Genomic DNA, 14,783 nt, shown 5'->3' on the forward strand with positions numbered 1-14,783 from the left:
GTCATCGTCCACCCGTCGCCGATGTAGTCGGCGATGAACTCGCGCTCGGTCAACGACAGGAAGCGGCCCGACGGTAGCGGTGTCGCCCGGGGACGAACACCGCCACGATCCTGCACCCACCGGTGACCGGTCATCTCCGCCATACCGATCACCTCGGCGGCCTCTTTCACCGTCGAGCCCCAACCCAACAGAACCCAGAACAGCATCCGCACCTCATGGGTGTACACCGGACGTCCCATCGCAACCATCCCTCAATGATCAGGCACGTTGCGATGACTGCTTGAGACCGCCTACATTGCCACTCACAGGTGCGCTAGTGCCTGACCGGACATCCACCCGTGTAATCGACCCGAAACTCCTTGACCCCGTTGAGCCATCCGGACCTGAGCCGCCGGGGATCGGCCAACTTGGTGATGTCCGGGATGTTGTCGGCGATCGCGTTGAACATCAGTCCGATCTCCATGCGCGCAAGATTCGCTCCGATGCAGTAGTGCGCACCATGGCCGCCGAATCCGACGTGCGGATTGGGGTTTCGCGTGATGTCGAATCGGTGAGGATCCTCGAACACGTCTTCGTCGAAGTTCGCCGAGCCGTAGAACATCGCAACGCGTTGGCCTGCCTTTATCGTCGTGCCGTTCAGATCGAAGTCCTCGAGGGCGGTGCGCTGGAACGCCGTGATCGGGCTCGCGTAGCGGACGACCTCGTCGGCCGTCGTGTCCGGACGCTCCTTCTTGAACAGTTCCCACTGATCGGGGTTGTCCATGAACGCCGCCATCCCGTGCGTGATCGCATTGCGGGTGGTCTCGTTCCCCGCCACCGCCAGGATGATGACGAAGAAGCCGAATTCCTCTGGCTTCATGTGGTCACCGTCGATGTCGGCGTTGATCAGAGTGGTGATGATGTCGTCTTTCGGACACCGGCGCCGCTCGTCGGCCATCTGATACGCGTAGCCGAGGATCTGCGTCGACGCCTCCACCGGGTCTATGTCGAATTCCGGATCGTCGTACGACGTCATCTCGTTCGACCAGTCGAAGATTTTCTTGCGGTCCTCCTGTGGAATACCGATGAGATCGGCGATGGCCTGCAGAGGAAGCTCCGACGCGACCTCGGTGACGAAGTCACCTGTCGGATTCTGTGCAGCCTTCTTGACGATGACGTCGGCGCGCCGTTCGAGCTCGGCCCGGAGACCGTTGACGGCCTTCGGCGTGAACCCCTTCGACACGAGCTTGCGGGTCTTGGTGTGTTGGGGCGCATCCTGATTCAGCATGACGAAGCGCTGCAGCTCGATCTGCTCGCGCGTGATGTCGTCGTTGAAGCGCGGCAGCGCCGTGTTCTCGCGACTCGAGAAGACATCGCTGCGCTTCGAGATCTCCTTGACGTCCGCGTGCTTGGTGACGACCCAGTAGCCGTCGTCATGAAATCCGCCGATCTCCGGAGACTGCGGACACCACCAGATCGGCGCTGTCCTCCGCAATTCGGCGAATTCCTTCACCGGGATGTGGCTTTCGTAGATGCCGGGATCGGTGGGGTCGAAGTTCTCCGGCAGATCGGGACGCGTGAGGTCCGGTCGTACTGTCACTGGCTCTCCTGACATCTGCAACACGTTCTAGGTTTATTCAAACACAGAGGCATGTGGCACGGAAGAATAATGGTCGACGGCACTTGCACGTCGAAGAGAACGTGTTCTAATTTCGAGAGGCAGGAGGGAAAGGAGTTCACCGTGGGTGATCCCGTCGTCGTCGAGGCCGTCCGCACACCGATCGGCAAGAGAGGAGGCTGGTTGTCGAGCCTGCACGCCGCCGAACTACTCGGGCTCGCGCAACGCGGCGCACTCGACCGGCTCGGACTCGACCCCACGCACAGCGACACTGTCGAACAGGTCATCGGCGGGTGCGTCACCCAGGCCGGCGAGCAGTCGAACAACGTCACCCGCACCGCCTGGCTCCACGCGGGACTTCCGTGGCAGACCGGATGCATGACCGTCGACGCGCAATGCGGTTCCGCGCAGCAGGCCACTCACCTCGTCGCGGGCCTGATCGCAGCAGGCGCGATCGACAGCGGCATGGCATGCGGAGTCGAGTCGATGAGCCGAGTTCCGTTGGGCGTCAATGTCGGCGAGAACGCAGGGCCGCGTCGACCCGAGTCGTGGAACATCGACCTGCCCAATCAGTTCGAGGCCGCCGAACGGATCGCCCGACGCCGCGGCCTCGGTCGCGCCGATCTCGAGGCTCTCGGCGTGCGCTCTCAAGCGTTCGCGAGACGCGCCTGGGACGAGGGTCGGTTCGATCGTGAGGTCCTGCCGGTGGCCGTCGGCGACGAGGTCGTCACCCGCGACCAGGGCCTGCGCGACACGACGACGGAATCGCTGGCGAGGTTGACACCGGTAATGCAGGACGGCCTTCACACGGCCGGGACGTCGTCGCAGATTTCCGACGGGGCCGCGGCGGTGATCTTGATGGACTCGGCACGCGCCGTCGAACTGGGTCTCACCCCGCGGGCGCGGATCGTCGCGCAATGCTTGGTCGGGGCGGAAACCGAGTTTCACCTGGACGGTCCGGTCCAGGCCACGACACGGGTTCTGGAACAGAGTGGCATGAAGATCGGCGATCTGGATCTGTTCGAGGTGAACGAGGCGTTCGCATCGGTTCCGCTGTCCTGGGCGTCGGTTCATCGCCCGGACATGGACAAGGTGAACGTCAACGGCGGGGCGCTGGCGTTGGGCCACCCCGTCGGAAGCACCGGTGCACGACTGCTGACCACCGCGTTGCACGAACTCGAGCGTCGTGACGCGTCGACGGCACTGATCACCATGTGCGCGGGTGGCGCGCTGTCGACGGGGACGATCATCGAACGAGTGTGAAAGCGACCGAAAAGTACGTTCTACGAGCATGTTTCAGCACTGCACAGCGGTTATCCACCGGTTATCATCGAGGTGTCGCATGCACTACGCGTGCGGCCGGTCGAAAGAAGATATCCGATGTCCGCAGACTTCGCGGCCAGACTGAATACGCTGTTCAACACGGTGCACCCGCCGGGCCGCAAACCACATACCAACGCCGAGGTCGCCGACGCATTGGCCGAAGGTGGCCACCAGATCTCCAAGCCGTACATTTCGCAGCTACGCTCCGGGCAACGGACCAATCCGTCCGACGACACCGTGGCCGCGCTCGCCCGCTTCTTCAAGGTCAAGTCCGACTACTTCTTCAACGACATCTACGCGACGAAGGTCGATCGCGACCTCGAGCTCATCACACAGATCGAGGGGTACGGGTTGCGCAGGCTGTCGGCGCGCGCGTTCGACCTGTCCGAGGACTCGCAGAATCTGCTCAGCGCGGTGGCGGAGAAGCTTCGCGTCAGCGAGGGGCTGCCCGAGGTACCGCCGGACAGTACCTAGCTGCTCGCGGCTTTCGCGGCGATGCGCGCCTGCACTTCGGGTCGACGCAGCGGCGGCAGGGTGGGTGGCGGCTGACGACGGTCGGGCAGTGCGTCGAGCAGCCGGTGCGTCGTCGCGGTGACCTCGGCGACCGCCTGTTCGAACGCGTCACGCGTCGCATCGGATGTCTTCTGGACGCCGCTGATCTTGCGGACGTACTGCCTTGCCGCGGCCTCGATCTCCTCGTCGGTCGCATGCGGTTCGAGCCCACGCAGCGTGGTGATGTTTCGGCACATGCCCGCCACGATAGCCCTGCTCTAGCTCGCCAGCAGCCCTTCGAGAGCACGCATGCACAGCGTCTTCACGTCCTCTTCCGTGATTGCCCTGCGGTCCAGCCAGTCGAGGCATACAGCGCGAACGAACGACACCCATCCGCGCAACGCGGACTTCATCAGCTCGGTCTGCAGCTCCGGCGGCAGCGCGGCGAGTATTCGCTGCTGTTGCGTGTCGAACTCGGCCGTCACGATGGCCTGAATCTCGGTGTCGCCCAGTATGGATCCGCGGTTGATCGCCCGGACGCCGTGTTCGTGCTCGGAGGCGTATCGAATGTAGGCATCGAGACCGGCAGCGACCTGTTCGACGACCGGGAGCGACGTGTCCGGCGCCGTGATCTCGAGAATGCGCACGGATTCGACGCGAATGATCTCGGCGAAGAAGTCACGTTTCGACGGGAAGTAGTGATACATCAAGCCCCGCGAGACGCCGGCCAGATCGGCGACCTCCTCGATCCACACGTCGTCGTACGGCCGATCGGCGAAAAGCCGGGATCCGATGTCGAGGAGCTGAGTACGTCGTTCCGTCGGGGACAGCCGCTTACGAGAGGTGGTCATGACGAGTACCGATGCTACTTGACACCGGTTCGACAACGAGTACGTTCGTTGTTGTATCCGAGTTCAATAGGAGCGAAAGGTACTGCCCATGACCACCGACGTCGCTGTTCGTGCACCGTCGCTGCCCCATCCTCCGAAGCGAGTGCCGGTCCTCGGCGACGTTCTCGGTGTGCACGCGTCCACACCCGTCCAGGATTCGATTGCCCTCTCACGTTCGCTCGGACCGATCTTCGAACGCGTCGTCCTCGGGCAACGGTTCGTCATCGTGACCGGCTCCGACCTCGTAGAGGACCTGTGCGACGAGAGTCGGTTCGTCAAACACGTCGCACCCGCAGTCGAGGGCCTGCGTTCGATCGGCGGCGACGCGCTGTTCACGGCGTACTCACACGAGCCCAACTGGCGGAAGGCACACGACCTGCTGCGTCCGGCCTTCGCGCAGAGTGCGATGCGGAGTTACCACGACATCATGGTCGACGTCGCGTCCGATCTGACGCAGCGCTGGCGCGAGCACGGCACCGTCGACGTGTCGTCCGACATGACGAAGCTGACGCTCGACACCATCGGCCGTACCGGATTCAGCTACACGTTCGACTCGTTCACGCGCGACGAGCGGCACCCGTTCGTCGACGCGATGGTGCGTACCCTCACCCACAATCAGCGTCGCGAAATACTGAAACTGCCGATCGTCAGCGATCTGTGGTTCCGACGACGCGACCGGCAGAACGAGGCCGACAAGCAGTACATGGCCGACCTGCTCGACGACATCATCAGGACGCGGCGGGACGGCAGCGGTTCACGCGGGCAGCACGATTTGCTCGACATCATGCTCGACGCCGCCCGCGACGCGGACAACCCCAACGCGCTGAGCGAAGTGAACATCCGCCAGCAGATTCTCACGTTCCTGATCGCCGGCCACGAAACCACTTCCGGTGCATTGTCTTTCGCGCTCTACTACCTGTCCCGTCACCCCGAGATCTTCGCGGCCGCCCGCGCCGAGGTCGACGAGGTCTGGGGCCGCACCACGTCGGGTAGCGACGCCCCCTCGTTCGCGCAGGTACCGAAGCTGCGCCTCGTCCGGCGGATACTCGACGAGACATTGCGCCTGTGGCCGACGGCTCCCGCGTTCGCGCGAGAAGCGCGTCAGGACACCGTCGTCGGCGGAACGTATCCGATGAAGAAGGGCGACTGGGTTCTCGTTCTGATACCCGGACTGCATCGCGATCCGGTGTGGGGACCTAATCCCGACGCGTTCGACCCCGATCGCTTCCGGTCCGACCGTGTGCGTTCGCGGCCCGGCCACGTCTACAAACCGTTCGGCACCGGTGAACGAGCATGCATCGGAAGGCAATTCGCGATCCACGAAGCAGTGCTCGTGCTCGGAACCATCCTGCGGAACTTCGATATACATGCCGATCCGAACTACCGCCTCGTCATCGAGGAACGACTGACCCTCATGCCGAAGAACTTCGAACTGGGCATCTCAATCCGGAAGTAGCGGAACGGACATCCCGGTGTTTCGCCCCAGCAGCACTCCTCTCGTCAGCGCCGTCTTCCCGAATTTGTCGTGCACACCGTCGAGCGCGACATCGAGTGCCGACGCGCTCGGCCCGTCCTGCGGTGCGTCGAACTGAAGCTCGAGTTGCTCGGCGCCGCTGCGTTCGATGTTGGAGACGGTGACGCCGACGAGCGTGATGCCCCGGTCGGCGATGAGTGACCGCGCGTCACGCAGCAGCGTCAACGCGGCATCCTCGATGTCGCGGGTGTCGGCGGTGGCGCGCCGCAGCGTGTGCGATCGGGTGACACGCGTGAAATCGGCGAACCGGAGGCGTAGCACGACGGTGCGCCCGGTGCGGTCGGCCGCCCTCATGCGCCCGGTGACCCGGTCGATCAAGGCGATCAGCGCCGCCTCGACGTCCTGCGGTGACGTCGGGCCGCGCCCCAACGCGTGCTGCGCGCCGATGGAACTGCGCCCGCGATACGTCGTCACCTGCCGCGCATCACGATTATTGGCGAGCGCGTACAGGTGACGGCCTGTGCCCTTGCCCAGAATCGACACGATCGACGCCTCACTGTGCGCGGCCATGTCGCCGACCGTCCTGATGTCGAACGCGTGCAGTTTCTCGGCGGTGACCTTGCCGACGCCCCACAGCCGCTCGATCTTCAGCGGATGCAGGAACTCGAGCTCCCGACCGGGCTCGACGAGCAGTAGGCCGTCCGGCTTACCGACCGCGCTGGCGACCTTGGCCAGGAACTTGGTGCACGCGATACCGACGGTGATAGGGAGACCGACCTGCTCGCGCACGTCCCTGCGCAGGCGTTCGGCGATCTGGACCGGAGCACCCGCGATCTTGCCCAGGCCGCCGACCTCGAGGAATGCCTCGTCGACCGAAATGCCTTCGACCAGCGGCGTGGTGTTGCGGAAGATGTCGAAGACCGCCCGACTGGCTTCGAGATACGCGTCCATCCGAGGGGGAACGACGATGGCATGCGGGCAGAGGGCACGAGCCTGTCCCCCGCTCATCGGCGTCCGCACACCGAAGGCCTTGGCCTCGTAGCTGGCCGCGAGCACGACTCCACCACCGACGAGCACTGGCTTCCCGCGCAACCGAGGATCATCGCGCTGCTCGACGGACGCGTAGAACGAATCGAGGTCGGCATGCATGATGCTGGCCTGCTGCGGTTCGTCGGCGTCGGACACGAACATATGTTCGCACAGGCCACCGACAAGTTCGCCGCGATCGCGCCCTACGACCCGTACCACGCCGGTAACATTCACCAAGCACTTGCTTGTCGCAAGCACCGGGGGAATCTAGTGGAGACAGACGTCATGGACGACACCGAACCGACCACGAGCCCGGCCGCACTACGTCGCGCTGCCGAGAAATTCGCCGATCTCGACGCGGTCGCGGGCGACGGCGTTCGGTGGAGCTTCGGCGACCTGCATCGACAGGTCGCGATCGTCGCGCGCGCGCTCGTCGCACGCAACGTCGGCGCAGGTGACCGCGTCGCCATCTGGGCGCCCAACACCCACCACTGGGTCGCGTCGGCGCTCGCGGTGCACTACGCGGGAGCTGTTCTCGTACCGATCAACACCCGCTACAAGGCCGCGGAAGCCCACGACATCCTGACCCGCAGCCGAGCCGTCGCACTGTTCGTGGCCGGTGAATTCCTCGGTGTCGACCGGTTCGCCGAACTGAAAGCCGTCGGACTTCCCGTGTCGCTGCTGACCGTCGTTCGGCTCGGCGGCGAGGTGCCACAGAACGACACGGCCATTCCGTGGGGCGACCTGCCGTTCCTCGGCGCGGCCGCCACCGAGGAGGCCGTCGAACAGCGGGCCGACGGCGTCACCCCCGACACCGTGTCCGACATCCTGTTCACCTCGGGCACGACGGGCAGAAGCAAAGGCGTCCTCAGCGCGCATCGGCAGCTCGTCGGCGTCGCGCGCGCGTGGGCCGAGTGCGCGACACTCGACTCCGACGACCGTTACCTGGTCGTCAATCCGTTCTTCCACAGTTTCGGGTACAAAGCAGGAATCATCGCCGCTCTGCTGACCGGAGCGTGCGTCGTGCCGCAGTCGGTGTACGACGCCGAGGCCGCGATGGACACCGTGGAACGTGAGCGCATCACCGTCCTGCCCGGCGCGCCCACCATTTTCTCGACGATCCTCGACCATCCGTCTCGTGCGCAGCACGATCTATCGACGCTACGAGTCGCCGTCACCGGTGCCGCCGTCGTGCCGGTCGCGCTCGTCGAACGCATGCAGAACGACCTGAAACTGGACGTCGTCCTGACCGCGTACGGACTCACCGAGGCCGTCGTCGCCACGATGTGCCGCCCGGGCGACGACGCGGAGACCGTCGCGAGAACATCCGGCCGTCGCGTCGCGGACATGGACGTCGCGATCGCGCCGTCCGGAGAGATCCTGCTGCGAGGCCCCAACGTCATGCTCGGATATCTCGACGACGCCTCCGCCACGGCACAGGCGATCGACGAGGACGGGTGGCTGCACACCGGGGACATCGGAACCCTCGACGAGCGTGGGTATCTCACGATCACCGACCGCCTGAAGGACATGTACATTGCCGGCGGCTTCAACGTCTATCCGGCCGAGGTCGAACAGTCGCTCGCCCGGCTGCCGGGTGTCGCTGAGTCCGCGGTCGTCGGAATTCCCGACGACCGTCTCGGCGAGGTCGGCCACGCGTTCGTCGTCCGGACGCAGGGGGCGACACTCACCGCCGACGACGTCATCGCGTACTGCCGCGAGAAGATGGCGAACTTCAAGACGCCGCGCGTCGTCACGTTCCGAGATTCCCTGCCGCGCAACGCAAGCGGCAAGGTTCTCAAGACCGAGCTGCGCTGACGCACCCGAAGGCGCACTACGTGACCTTCTGGGCGCTGCCGATGGCGTCGGCGAGCTGACCGAGCCAGTCGGCGTATTCGGCGTAGGTATTGGGGCGCTTGTCGTCCCAGTCCAGGACCTGCCCGGCGGCAACGGCCGGGAGCGAACCGTAGATGGCCGACTGCGCGAGGACTTCCTTGCCCGCCGGATACTCGAGCATGATGTCCGCCGCGTACTGCGGCACGTTCTCCCAGCTGACCGTTGCCCACGGCGTCTCGCCGCCCGGGCCGGCGAGAGACACACCGAGCTCGTTCAGCAGCTTCAAGACTACGAGGTTCTGCGTTCCGATGTACACACCGGCGTCCGAGACGTTCAGCGGCATCACGGTCAAACCGGGTTTCGACGCGGCCGCGTCCCGTACCCGCTGCTTGGCGGCTTCGAAAGCCTCGCGGTCCGAGGCGATCTCGTCGGAGTCGACGTCGGCGCCCAACGACTGCGCGATGGACCGGTACTGGTTCAGCGTCTCGTCGACGGACACGCTGGTGTTCACACCGACGAACGGTGCGACCGCGGTGATCTGCTCGGCCTGCGACGCTTCCCACCACGTCCAGGACTCGGGCGCGGCAGCCTTCGAGTACCCGATGATCACGTCGGGATCGAGGGTGGCAGCCGCTTCGGTGTCGAAGACAGAGTCGGTCCCGATGAGCGTCATCTCGTCGGCCTGTGCGTTCCCGAGGCCGGACCCGTCGGTGATACCGAATCCGAAGACCCCTGCGGGCCGGACGCCGTAGTCCCACAGCGCGGCTGCGCTGTACGCGTCGACGATGATGCTGTCCGGCCGGCCGTCGGTCGTGACGGTGTTTCCGAACCCGGTCGTGTACGACCATGATTCGGAGCTGGCCGACTCGGCTTCGGCGTCGGCGTCGGATGAGCATCCCGCCGCGGCGAGGGCGAGAACGGCGATGGCAGCGCTGGCGCGCAGGGAGGTCTTCATGAGCACCTCGTAAAGATAGCTTAGGCAAAGCTATGGCGGCTACACCACCCGAAGGCGCACTACAACCACGTATCCGCAGACGTCGAGGTCAGGAATGCCTCCAGGTCGTCGCGCCACGGGGCCGGGACGGTCTTGTCCGGTTCGATTCCGGTGTACTGACCCCGATAGAACAGCAGAGGCCGCTCACCGGTGATCTCGCCGAGCGAGTGCACGCGTCCGACGACGATGACGTGATCGCCTCCGTCGTGGACGGTGTCGACCGTGCAGTCGATGTGCGCGAGCGAGCCCGCGAGAATCGGCGAACCCAACTCGGATCTGCGCCAGTCGATTCCGGCGAACTTGTCCGCCTCTCGTGATCCGAACCGGGCGCACGTCTTCTGCTGCTCTTCACCGAGTACGTTGACGGCGAACGTGCCTGTGCGCTCGATCGCCGCCCAGGACCTCGACCCTTTCGCCGGGCAGAACAGGACGAGCGGAGGGTCGAGCGACAATGCGGCGAACGACTGGCACGCGAACCCAGCGGGCGTGTCGTCGACGATGGTGGTCACGACTGTGATCCCCGTGCAGAACTGGCCGAGGACGGTTCTGAAGACACGAGGATCGATCGTCATGGTCTCGACCCCACCGTGAAGTCGTGTCCCCACAGGCTGACGGCCGTGCTTTCACGTGCCACCCATTTGTCGTCCTCGACTTGTCTTCCTTCGCAGCCGAATTCGACGTCGAACCCGCCTGGCGTCTTCATGTAGAACGACAACATCAGATCGTTGACGTGCCGACCGAGCGTCGCCGACATCGGTACCTTACGCCGCAACGCGCGGTCGAGCGCGAGGCCGACGTCGTCGGAGTTCTCCACCTCGATCATCAGATGCACGATGCCGCTCGGCGTGGGCATCGGTAGGAACGCCAGGCTGTGGTGACGCGGGTTGCACCCGAAGAAGCGCAGCCACGCAGGCGGTCCGTCGGCGGGTCGACCCATCATCTGCGGCGGAAGGCGCATCGAGTCACGCAGCTTGAAGCCCAGCACGTCGCGGTAGAAGCGCAGGGACGCCTCGTCGTCGTCCGTCGACAGCACGACGTGGCCTAGCCCCTGCTCTCCGGTGACGAAGCGATGTCCGTACGGACTGACGACTCGCCGGTGTTCGAGCGCCGCACCGTGAAACGCCTCGAGCGTGTTGCCCGACGGGTCCTCGAACACGATCAGCTCGTCGACGCGCCGGTCCTGCAGTTGCTCGGCAGTCCCCTCCTTGTACGGAACCCCTGCGTTGTCGAGCGCATCTCGGATCTCTTGCAACTCTGCGGCGTTCGCAGTCTCCCACCCGGACACGAGCAGCCGATCCTTCTCGCCGGGCACGATCACCAGTCGCGCCGGAAAGTCGTCCATCCGTAGGTACAGCGCACCGGGTGTCGCACCTTTTCCCTCGACCATCCCCAGCACCTTCAGCCCGTATTCACGCCAGGCAGCCATGTCGGTGGCTTCGACGCGCATGTACGCGAGCGAACGGATTCCCATGACTCAGCTCCCTTCCGTCAGGAACGCCGTTGTCAGACGGTTGAACTCGTCGGCCACCTCGACCTGCGCCCAGTGACCACATCGGCCGAACACGTGCAGTTGAGCACGCGGAATGGTCTTGAGTGCGACCAACGCACCGTCGATCGGGTTGACCCTGTCTTCGCGTCCCCAGATCAGCAGCACGCGCTGGCGCAGCTTGTACGCCTCACGCCACAGCATTCCCTTCTCGTAATCGGCTCCGGCGAAGGACTTTCCCATTGCTTTCATCGCCGCGATCGACTCCGGGGTGGACGCCTGTGCGTAGCGCCGGTCGAGCAGCTCGTCGGTGATCAGCGACTGGTCGTACACCATCACCTTCAGGAACGCCGCGAGCTTCTCCTTGGACGGGCCCGGTGGCGCGGCGAAGTTCCCGAGATTCTTGACCCCTTCGGTCGGATCGGGCGCGAACAGGTTGATGCTCAACCCTCCCGGACCCATGAGCACCAATCTGCCTGCGCGACTCGGAAAGTCGAGGGCGAACCGCACCGCGGTGCCGCCCCCGAGAGAGTTGCCGAGCAGATGCACGCGGTCGATGCCCAGATGGTCGAGCAGATCCTTCAGCGCGGAGCTGCTGTGTACGAAGTACTGCGGATGCTCGGTCGGCTTGTCGGACTCGCCGAACCCGGGCTGATCGACGCACAACACGTGAAACCGCTGGGCAAGAACCGGAATGTTCGTCGCGAAGTTCGACCACCCGGACGCGCCCGGTCCGCCGCCGTGCAGCAGCACGATCGTCGTATCGTTGTGGGCGCCTGCCTCGTGGTAGTGCAACGTCAGATCGTCCCGCACCCGGGCGAACTTCGACGTCGACTCGTACGTCATCTCCTGCACGGTCGCGGTCATACCATCGTGTCCTTCAAAGGAAGTCCGAATTCTCCCCCACCGAACATCTGATACGCCCGCTCCGGGTCGTTCGCCGCGTGGACGCGTCCGGCATGCGCGTCGCGCCAGAAGCGTTGCAGCGGAGCGGAGTTCTGCAATGCCGTCGCGCCGGCGCTTTCGAAGAGTAGGTCGATCGACGCAACGGACCTGCCCGTCGCACGGACCTGATCGCGTCGAGCACGCAGTCGCAGTTCGATCGGAACTTCCTTCCCTGCTTTCAGTAGCGCGTACTCGTCGGCCACATTGCCCGAGAGCTGCCGCCAGGCGGCGTCGATGTCGCTACTCGCCTCGGCGATGCGGACTTTCGCGAACGGGTCGTCCTTGCCGGTCTCGCCGACGAACGCTTTACGCACCCGCTTGCCCTGATGCTCGACGTGCGCCGCGTACGCGCCCTCGGCCATGCCGACGATCGGCGCCGAGATGGTCGTGGGATGAATGGTGCCCCAGGGCATTCGGTAGACCGGCGCGGTGTTTCGTTCGAGCCCCTCGGCAGTACCCTCGTTCATCTTCTTGAAGCTCAATACGCGATAAGACGGCACGAACTTGTCCTCGACGACGACGGTGTTGCTGCCGGTACCGCGAAGACCGACGACGTTCCAGACGTCGTCGATGCGGTAGTCCTCACGCGGGACGAGGAACGTCACGAAGTCGACCGGGCGGCCGTCCTTGATGACGGGACCGCCGAGCATCGCCCACGTCGCATGGTCACATCCGGACGACCACTGCCATGCCCCCGACAACCGGTATCCGCCGTCGGCGACGGTTCCCGCACCCATCGGCGCGTACGACGACGAGATTCGGACGTCGGTGTCCTGACCCCAGACGTCCTCCTGCGCCTGCTGGGGGAACAGTGCGAGGTGCCAGTTGTGCACACCGATGATCGAGCTGACCCAGCCGGTCGAGCCGCACGCACTCGCGATCTTCTTCACCGCCGAATAGAAGAGAACCGGATCCTCCTCGTATCCACCCCACTGCGACGGCTGCAGCAACCGGAAGAATCCCACTTCCTGGAGCGACTTGACCGTGTCGTCGGGGAGCCGTCGTAGATCCTCGGTGTCCTGCGCACGCTCGCGCAGCGTGGGCAGTAGCGCGTCGAGCCTGTCGAAAACCTCGTGAGTCACCTGAGCCGCCTTCCGTGGATTCCGAAGTCAGACTAGAACACGTTACTGCCGACTGTCGAGAACTGGTTCCACCGCTCTCACTAGCGAGTTGTTGCCCTATTCTATAACGTGTTCTACTGAGTGGGACGAGCAGAAGGAAGGCACGCACATGGCCCGAATCCGTGAGATCGACGTCGGCGAGACCCCCACCCGGTATGCCCGCGGCTGGCACTGCCTCGGCCTGACGAAGACCTTCGCCGACGGCACACCACACGCGATTCATGCCTTCGGGACCAAACTCGTGGTGTTCGCGGACTCGTCGGGAAAGATCGTGGTGCTCGACGGCTACTGCCGCCACATGGGCGGCGACCTCACCCAGGGCACGGTCAAGGGCGACGCAATCGCCTGCCCGTTCCACGATTGGCGCTGGGGAGCGAGCGGCAAGTGCACCGAGATTCCCTACGCCCGACGCGTTCCGCCACTCGCAAGAACCCGAACCTGGACGACGCTCGAGCGCAACGGGCAACTGTTCGTCTGGAACGACGCCGAGGGCAATCCGCCGCCCGACGACGTGACCATTCCGCGTATCGACGGCGCGTACAGCGACGACTGGACCGACTGGACGTGGAACTCGATGGTCATCGAGGGCGCGAACTGCCGCGAGATCATCGACAACGTCGTGGACATGGCTCACTTCTTCTACATCCATTACGCATTTCCGACGTACTTCAAGAACGTCTTCGAGGGCCACGTCGCGTCGCAGTATCTGAACACCAAGGGGCGTCCCGACATCGGCATGGCGTCGCAGTACGGGGGTGACACGCTGCTGAAGTCCGAGGCGTCGTACTTCGGGCCGTCGTACATGATCAATCCACTGATCAACATCTACGGGGGATACGAGGTCAGCAGCGTTCTGATCAACTGCCACTACCCGATCGACCAGAACTCGTTCGTGCTGCAGTGGGGAATCACGGTGAAGAAACCGGAGGGGATCGACGACGCGACCGCGACCAAGCTGGCAGAGAAGTTCACCGAAGGAATCAGCGTCGGTTTTCTGCAGGACGTCGAGATCTGGAAGAACAAGACCAAGATCGACAACCCACTGCTCTGCGAGGAGGACGGGCCGGTGTACCAGCTGCGGCGTTGGTACGACCAGTTCTACGTCGACGTCGCGGACATCACCGAGAAGATGACCGCGCGTTTCGAATTCGAGGTCGACACCACCAAGGCCAACGAGGCCTGGCAGCACGAAGTGGAGGAGAACCTGGCGCGGCAGGCGGCGGAGAAGGCAAATGCCTGATCGGCGGGCAGGAGCGGAACGACCCGGGAAGATGTTCTGGGCGAAAGCGCCTGATTTCGCCGACGATCCCAGCCGCGTCGAGGAAATTCACGCGCAGACAATTCGGGACAAGGAGAACTACCTGGACTCGAGGCTCGCACCGGTCGAATGTCGGACGTGCGGGACGTGTGTTCTGGTGCGCAAGAACAGCGTCAAGCAGACCTCGGTGCAGTGGACGTCCAGGCCGTCGGAGACGTGCCCGGTGTTTCGCGAAGCCGGTGACTCCGCGACGCAGGACTCGTGCCCGCGGATGCAGGAGTCGATCGACGCTGCAGTGCTGGTGGGGCGCATCCCATGTGAGTAGAAATGCATAGCGG

15 protein-coding genes and 1 pseudogene are annotated in these 14,783 nt (G+C 64.5%); 6 read left to right on the forward strand and 10 right to left on the reverse strand.

All coding sequences use genetic code 11. The features are described from left to right. Together HQ354_RS16500 and HQ354_RS16505 are read right to left on the reverse strand one after the other, a co-directional pair. Positions 1-239, reverse strand: a pseudogene (locus HQ354_RS16500) (hypothetical protein); the annotation flags it as partial. 74 nt (positions 240-313) lie between these two features. Then, positions 314-1,579, reverse strand: a complete 1,266-nt coding sequence (locus tag HQ354_RS16505) for a cytochrome P450 (protein WP_254303440.1) — start codon at positions 1,577-1,579, stop codon at positions 314-316. 141 nt (positions 1,580-1,720) lie between these two features. Here HQ354_RS16505 and HQ354_RS16510 point away from each other — a divergent pair, with 141 nt between their 5' ends. Both HQ354_RS16510 and HQ354_RS16515 read left to right on the forward strand, forming a co-directional pair. Then, entirely contained in the window at positions 1,721-2,860 is a 1,140-nt protein-coding gene (locus HQ354_RS16510) for a steroid 3-ketoacyl-CoA thiolase (protein WP_068423017.1), read from the forward strand. A gap of 117 nt (positions 2,861-2,977) precedes the next feature. Next, complete coding sequence (locus HQ354_RS16515) at positions 2,978-3,394, forward strand: helix-turn-helix domain-containing protein (RefSeq protein WP_068423019.1); 417 nt, start codon at positions 2,978-2,980, stop codon at positions 3,392-3,394. Here HQ354_RS16515 and HQ354_RS16520 read toward each other — a convergent pair. Then, entirely contained in the window at positions 3,391-3,669 is a 279-nt protein-coding gene (locus HQ354_RS16520) for a DUF2277 domain-containing protein (protein ID WP_068423295.1), read from the reverse strand. The genes HQ354_RS16515 and HQ354_RS16520 overlap by 4 nt on opposite strands. A 21-nt stretch (positions 3,670-3,690) precedes the next feature. Next, positions 3,691-4,263 (reverse strand): TetR/AcrR family transcriptional regulator, encoded by a 573-nt coding sequence (locus HQ354_RS16525; RefSeq protein WP_068423020.1) that lies wholly within the window; start codon positions 4,261-4,263, stop codon positions 3,691-3,693. A gap of 88 nt (positions 4,264-4,351) precedes the next feature. Between HQ354_RS16525 and HQ354_RS16530 the strand changes: the two genes are divergently transcribed. Beyond that, positions 4,352-5,758, forward strand: coding sequence for a cytochrome P450 (locus HQ354_RS16530; protein WP_068423021.1), 1,407 nt, complete (start codon positions 4,352-4,354; stop codon positions 5,756-5,758). On the opposite strand, the gene dinB is transcribed toward HQ354_RS16530, so the two are convergent. After that, positions 5,744-6,967: a DNA polymerase IV gene (gene dinB / locus HQ354_RS16535; RefSeq protein ID WP_167676439.1), complete on the reverse strand. Its 1,224-nt coding sequence runs from the start codon at positions 6,965-6,967 to the stop codon at positions 5,744-5,746. The two genes, HQ354_RS16530 and dinB, sit on opposite strands and share 15 nt — an antisense overlap. A 123-nt stretch (positions 6,968-7,090) precedes the next feature. Here dinB and HQ354_RS16540 point away from each other — a divergent pair, with 123 nt between their 5' ends. After that, entirely contained in the window at positions 7,091-8,623 is a 1,533-nt protein-coding gene (locus tag HQ354_RS16540) for a FadD3 family acyl-CoA ligase (protein WP_068423297.1), read from the forward strand. A 16-nt stretch (positions 8,624-8,639) separates the two neighbouring features. Here HQ354_RS16540 and HQ354_RS16545 read toward each other — a convergent pair whose 3' ends face one another. Genes HQ354_RS16545 through hsaA form a run of 5 tightly spaced genes read right to left on the reverse strand, consistent with a single transcriptional unit; the run spans position 8,640 to position 13,148 of the window. Next, positions 8,640-9,596: an ABC transporter substrate-binding protein gene (locus HQ354_RS16545; protein ID WP_206030780.1), complete on the reverse strand. Its 957-nt coding sequence runs from the start codon at positions 9,594-9,596 to the stop codon at positions 8,640-8,642. A gap of 59 nt (positions 9,597-9,655) precedes the next feature. Further along, positions 9,656-10,207 (reverse strand): 3-hydroxy-9,10-secoandrosta-1,3,5(10)-triene-9,17-dione monooxygenase reductase subunit, encoded by a 552-nt coding sequence (hsaB, locus tag HQ354_RS16550; protein WP_068423028.1) that lies wholly within the window; start codon positions 10,205-10,207, stop codon positions 9,656-9,658. Further along, positions 10,204-11,106 (reverse strand): iron-dependent extradiol dioxygenase HsaC, encoded by a 903-nt coding sequence (hsaC, locus tag HQ354_RS16555; RefSeq protein WP_068423030.1) that lies wholly within the window; start codon positions 11,104-11,106, stop codon positions 10,204-10,206. The genes hsaB and hsaC overlap by 4 nt, the downstream gene beginning before the upstream one ends. Positions 11,107-11,109: 3 nt before the next feature. Continuing rightward, positions 11,110-11,988, reverse strand: coding sequence for a 4,5:9,10-diseco-3-hydroxy-5,9,17-trioxoandrosta-1(10),2-diene-4-oate hydrolase (hsaD, locus tag HQ354_RS16560; protein WP_068423036.1), 879 nt, complete (start codon positions 11,986-11,988; stop codon positions 11,110-11,112). Then, positions 11,985-13,148 (reverse strand): 3-hydroxy-9,10-secoandrosta-1,3,5(10)-triene-9,17-dione monooxygenase oxygenase subunit, encoded by a 1,164-nt coding sequence (hsaA, locus tag HQ354_RS16565; protein ID WP_068423040.1) that lies wholly within the window; start codon positions 13,146-13,148, stop codon positions 11,985-11,987. The genes hsaD and hsaA overlap by 4 nt, the downstream gene beginning before the upstream one ends. A 148-nt stretch (positions 13,149-13,296) precedes the next feature. Here hsaA and HQ354_RS16570 point away from each other — a divergent pair, with 148 nt between their 5' ends. Both HQ354_RS16570 and HQ354_RS16575 read left to right on the forward strand, forming a co-directional pair. Further along, positions 13,297-14,427 (forward strand): Rieske 2Fe-2S domain-containing protein, encoded by a 1,131-nt coding sequence (locus HQ354_RS16570; protein ID WP_068423043.1) that lies wholly within the window; start codon positions 13,297-13,299, stop codon positions 14,425-14,427. Then, complete coding sequence (locus HQ354_RS16575; RefSeq protein ID WP_254303441.1) at positions 14,420-14,770, forward strand: hypothetical protein; 351 nt, start codon at positions 14,420-14,422, stop codon at positions 14,768-14,770. The genes HQ354_RS16570 and HQ354_RS16575 overlap by 8 nt, the downstream gene beginning before the upstream one ends. Positions 14,771-14,783: the final 13 nt, after the last annotated feature.

Source organism: Rhodococcus sp. BP-261, from assembly GCF_019835205.1.
Classification (GTDB): domain Bacteria; phylum Actinomycetota; class Actinomycetes; order Mycobacteriales; family Mycobacteriaceae; genus Rhodococcoides; species Rhodococcoides kyotonensis_B.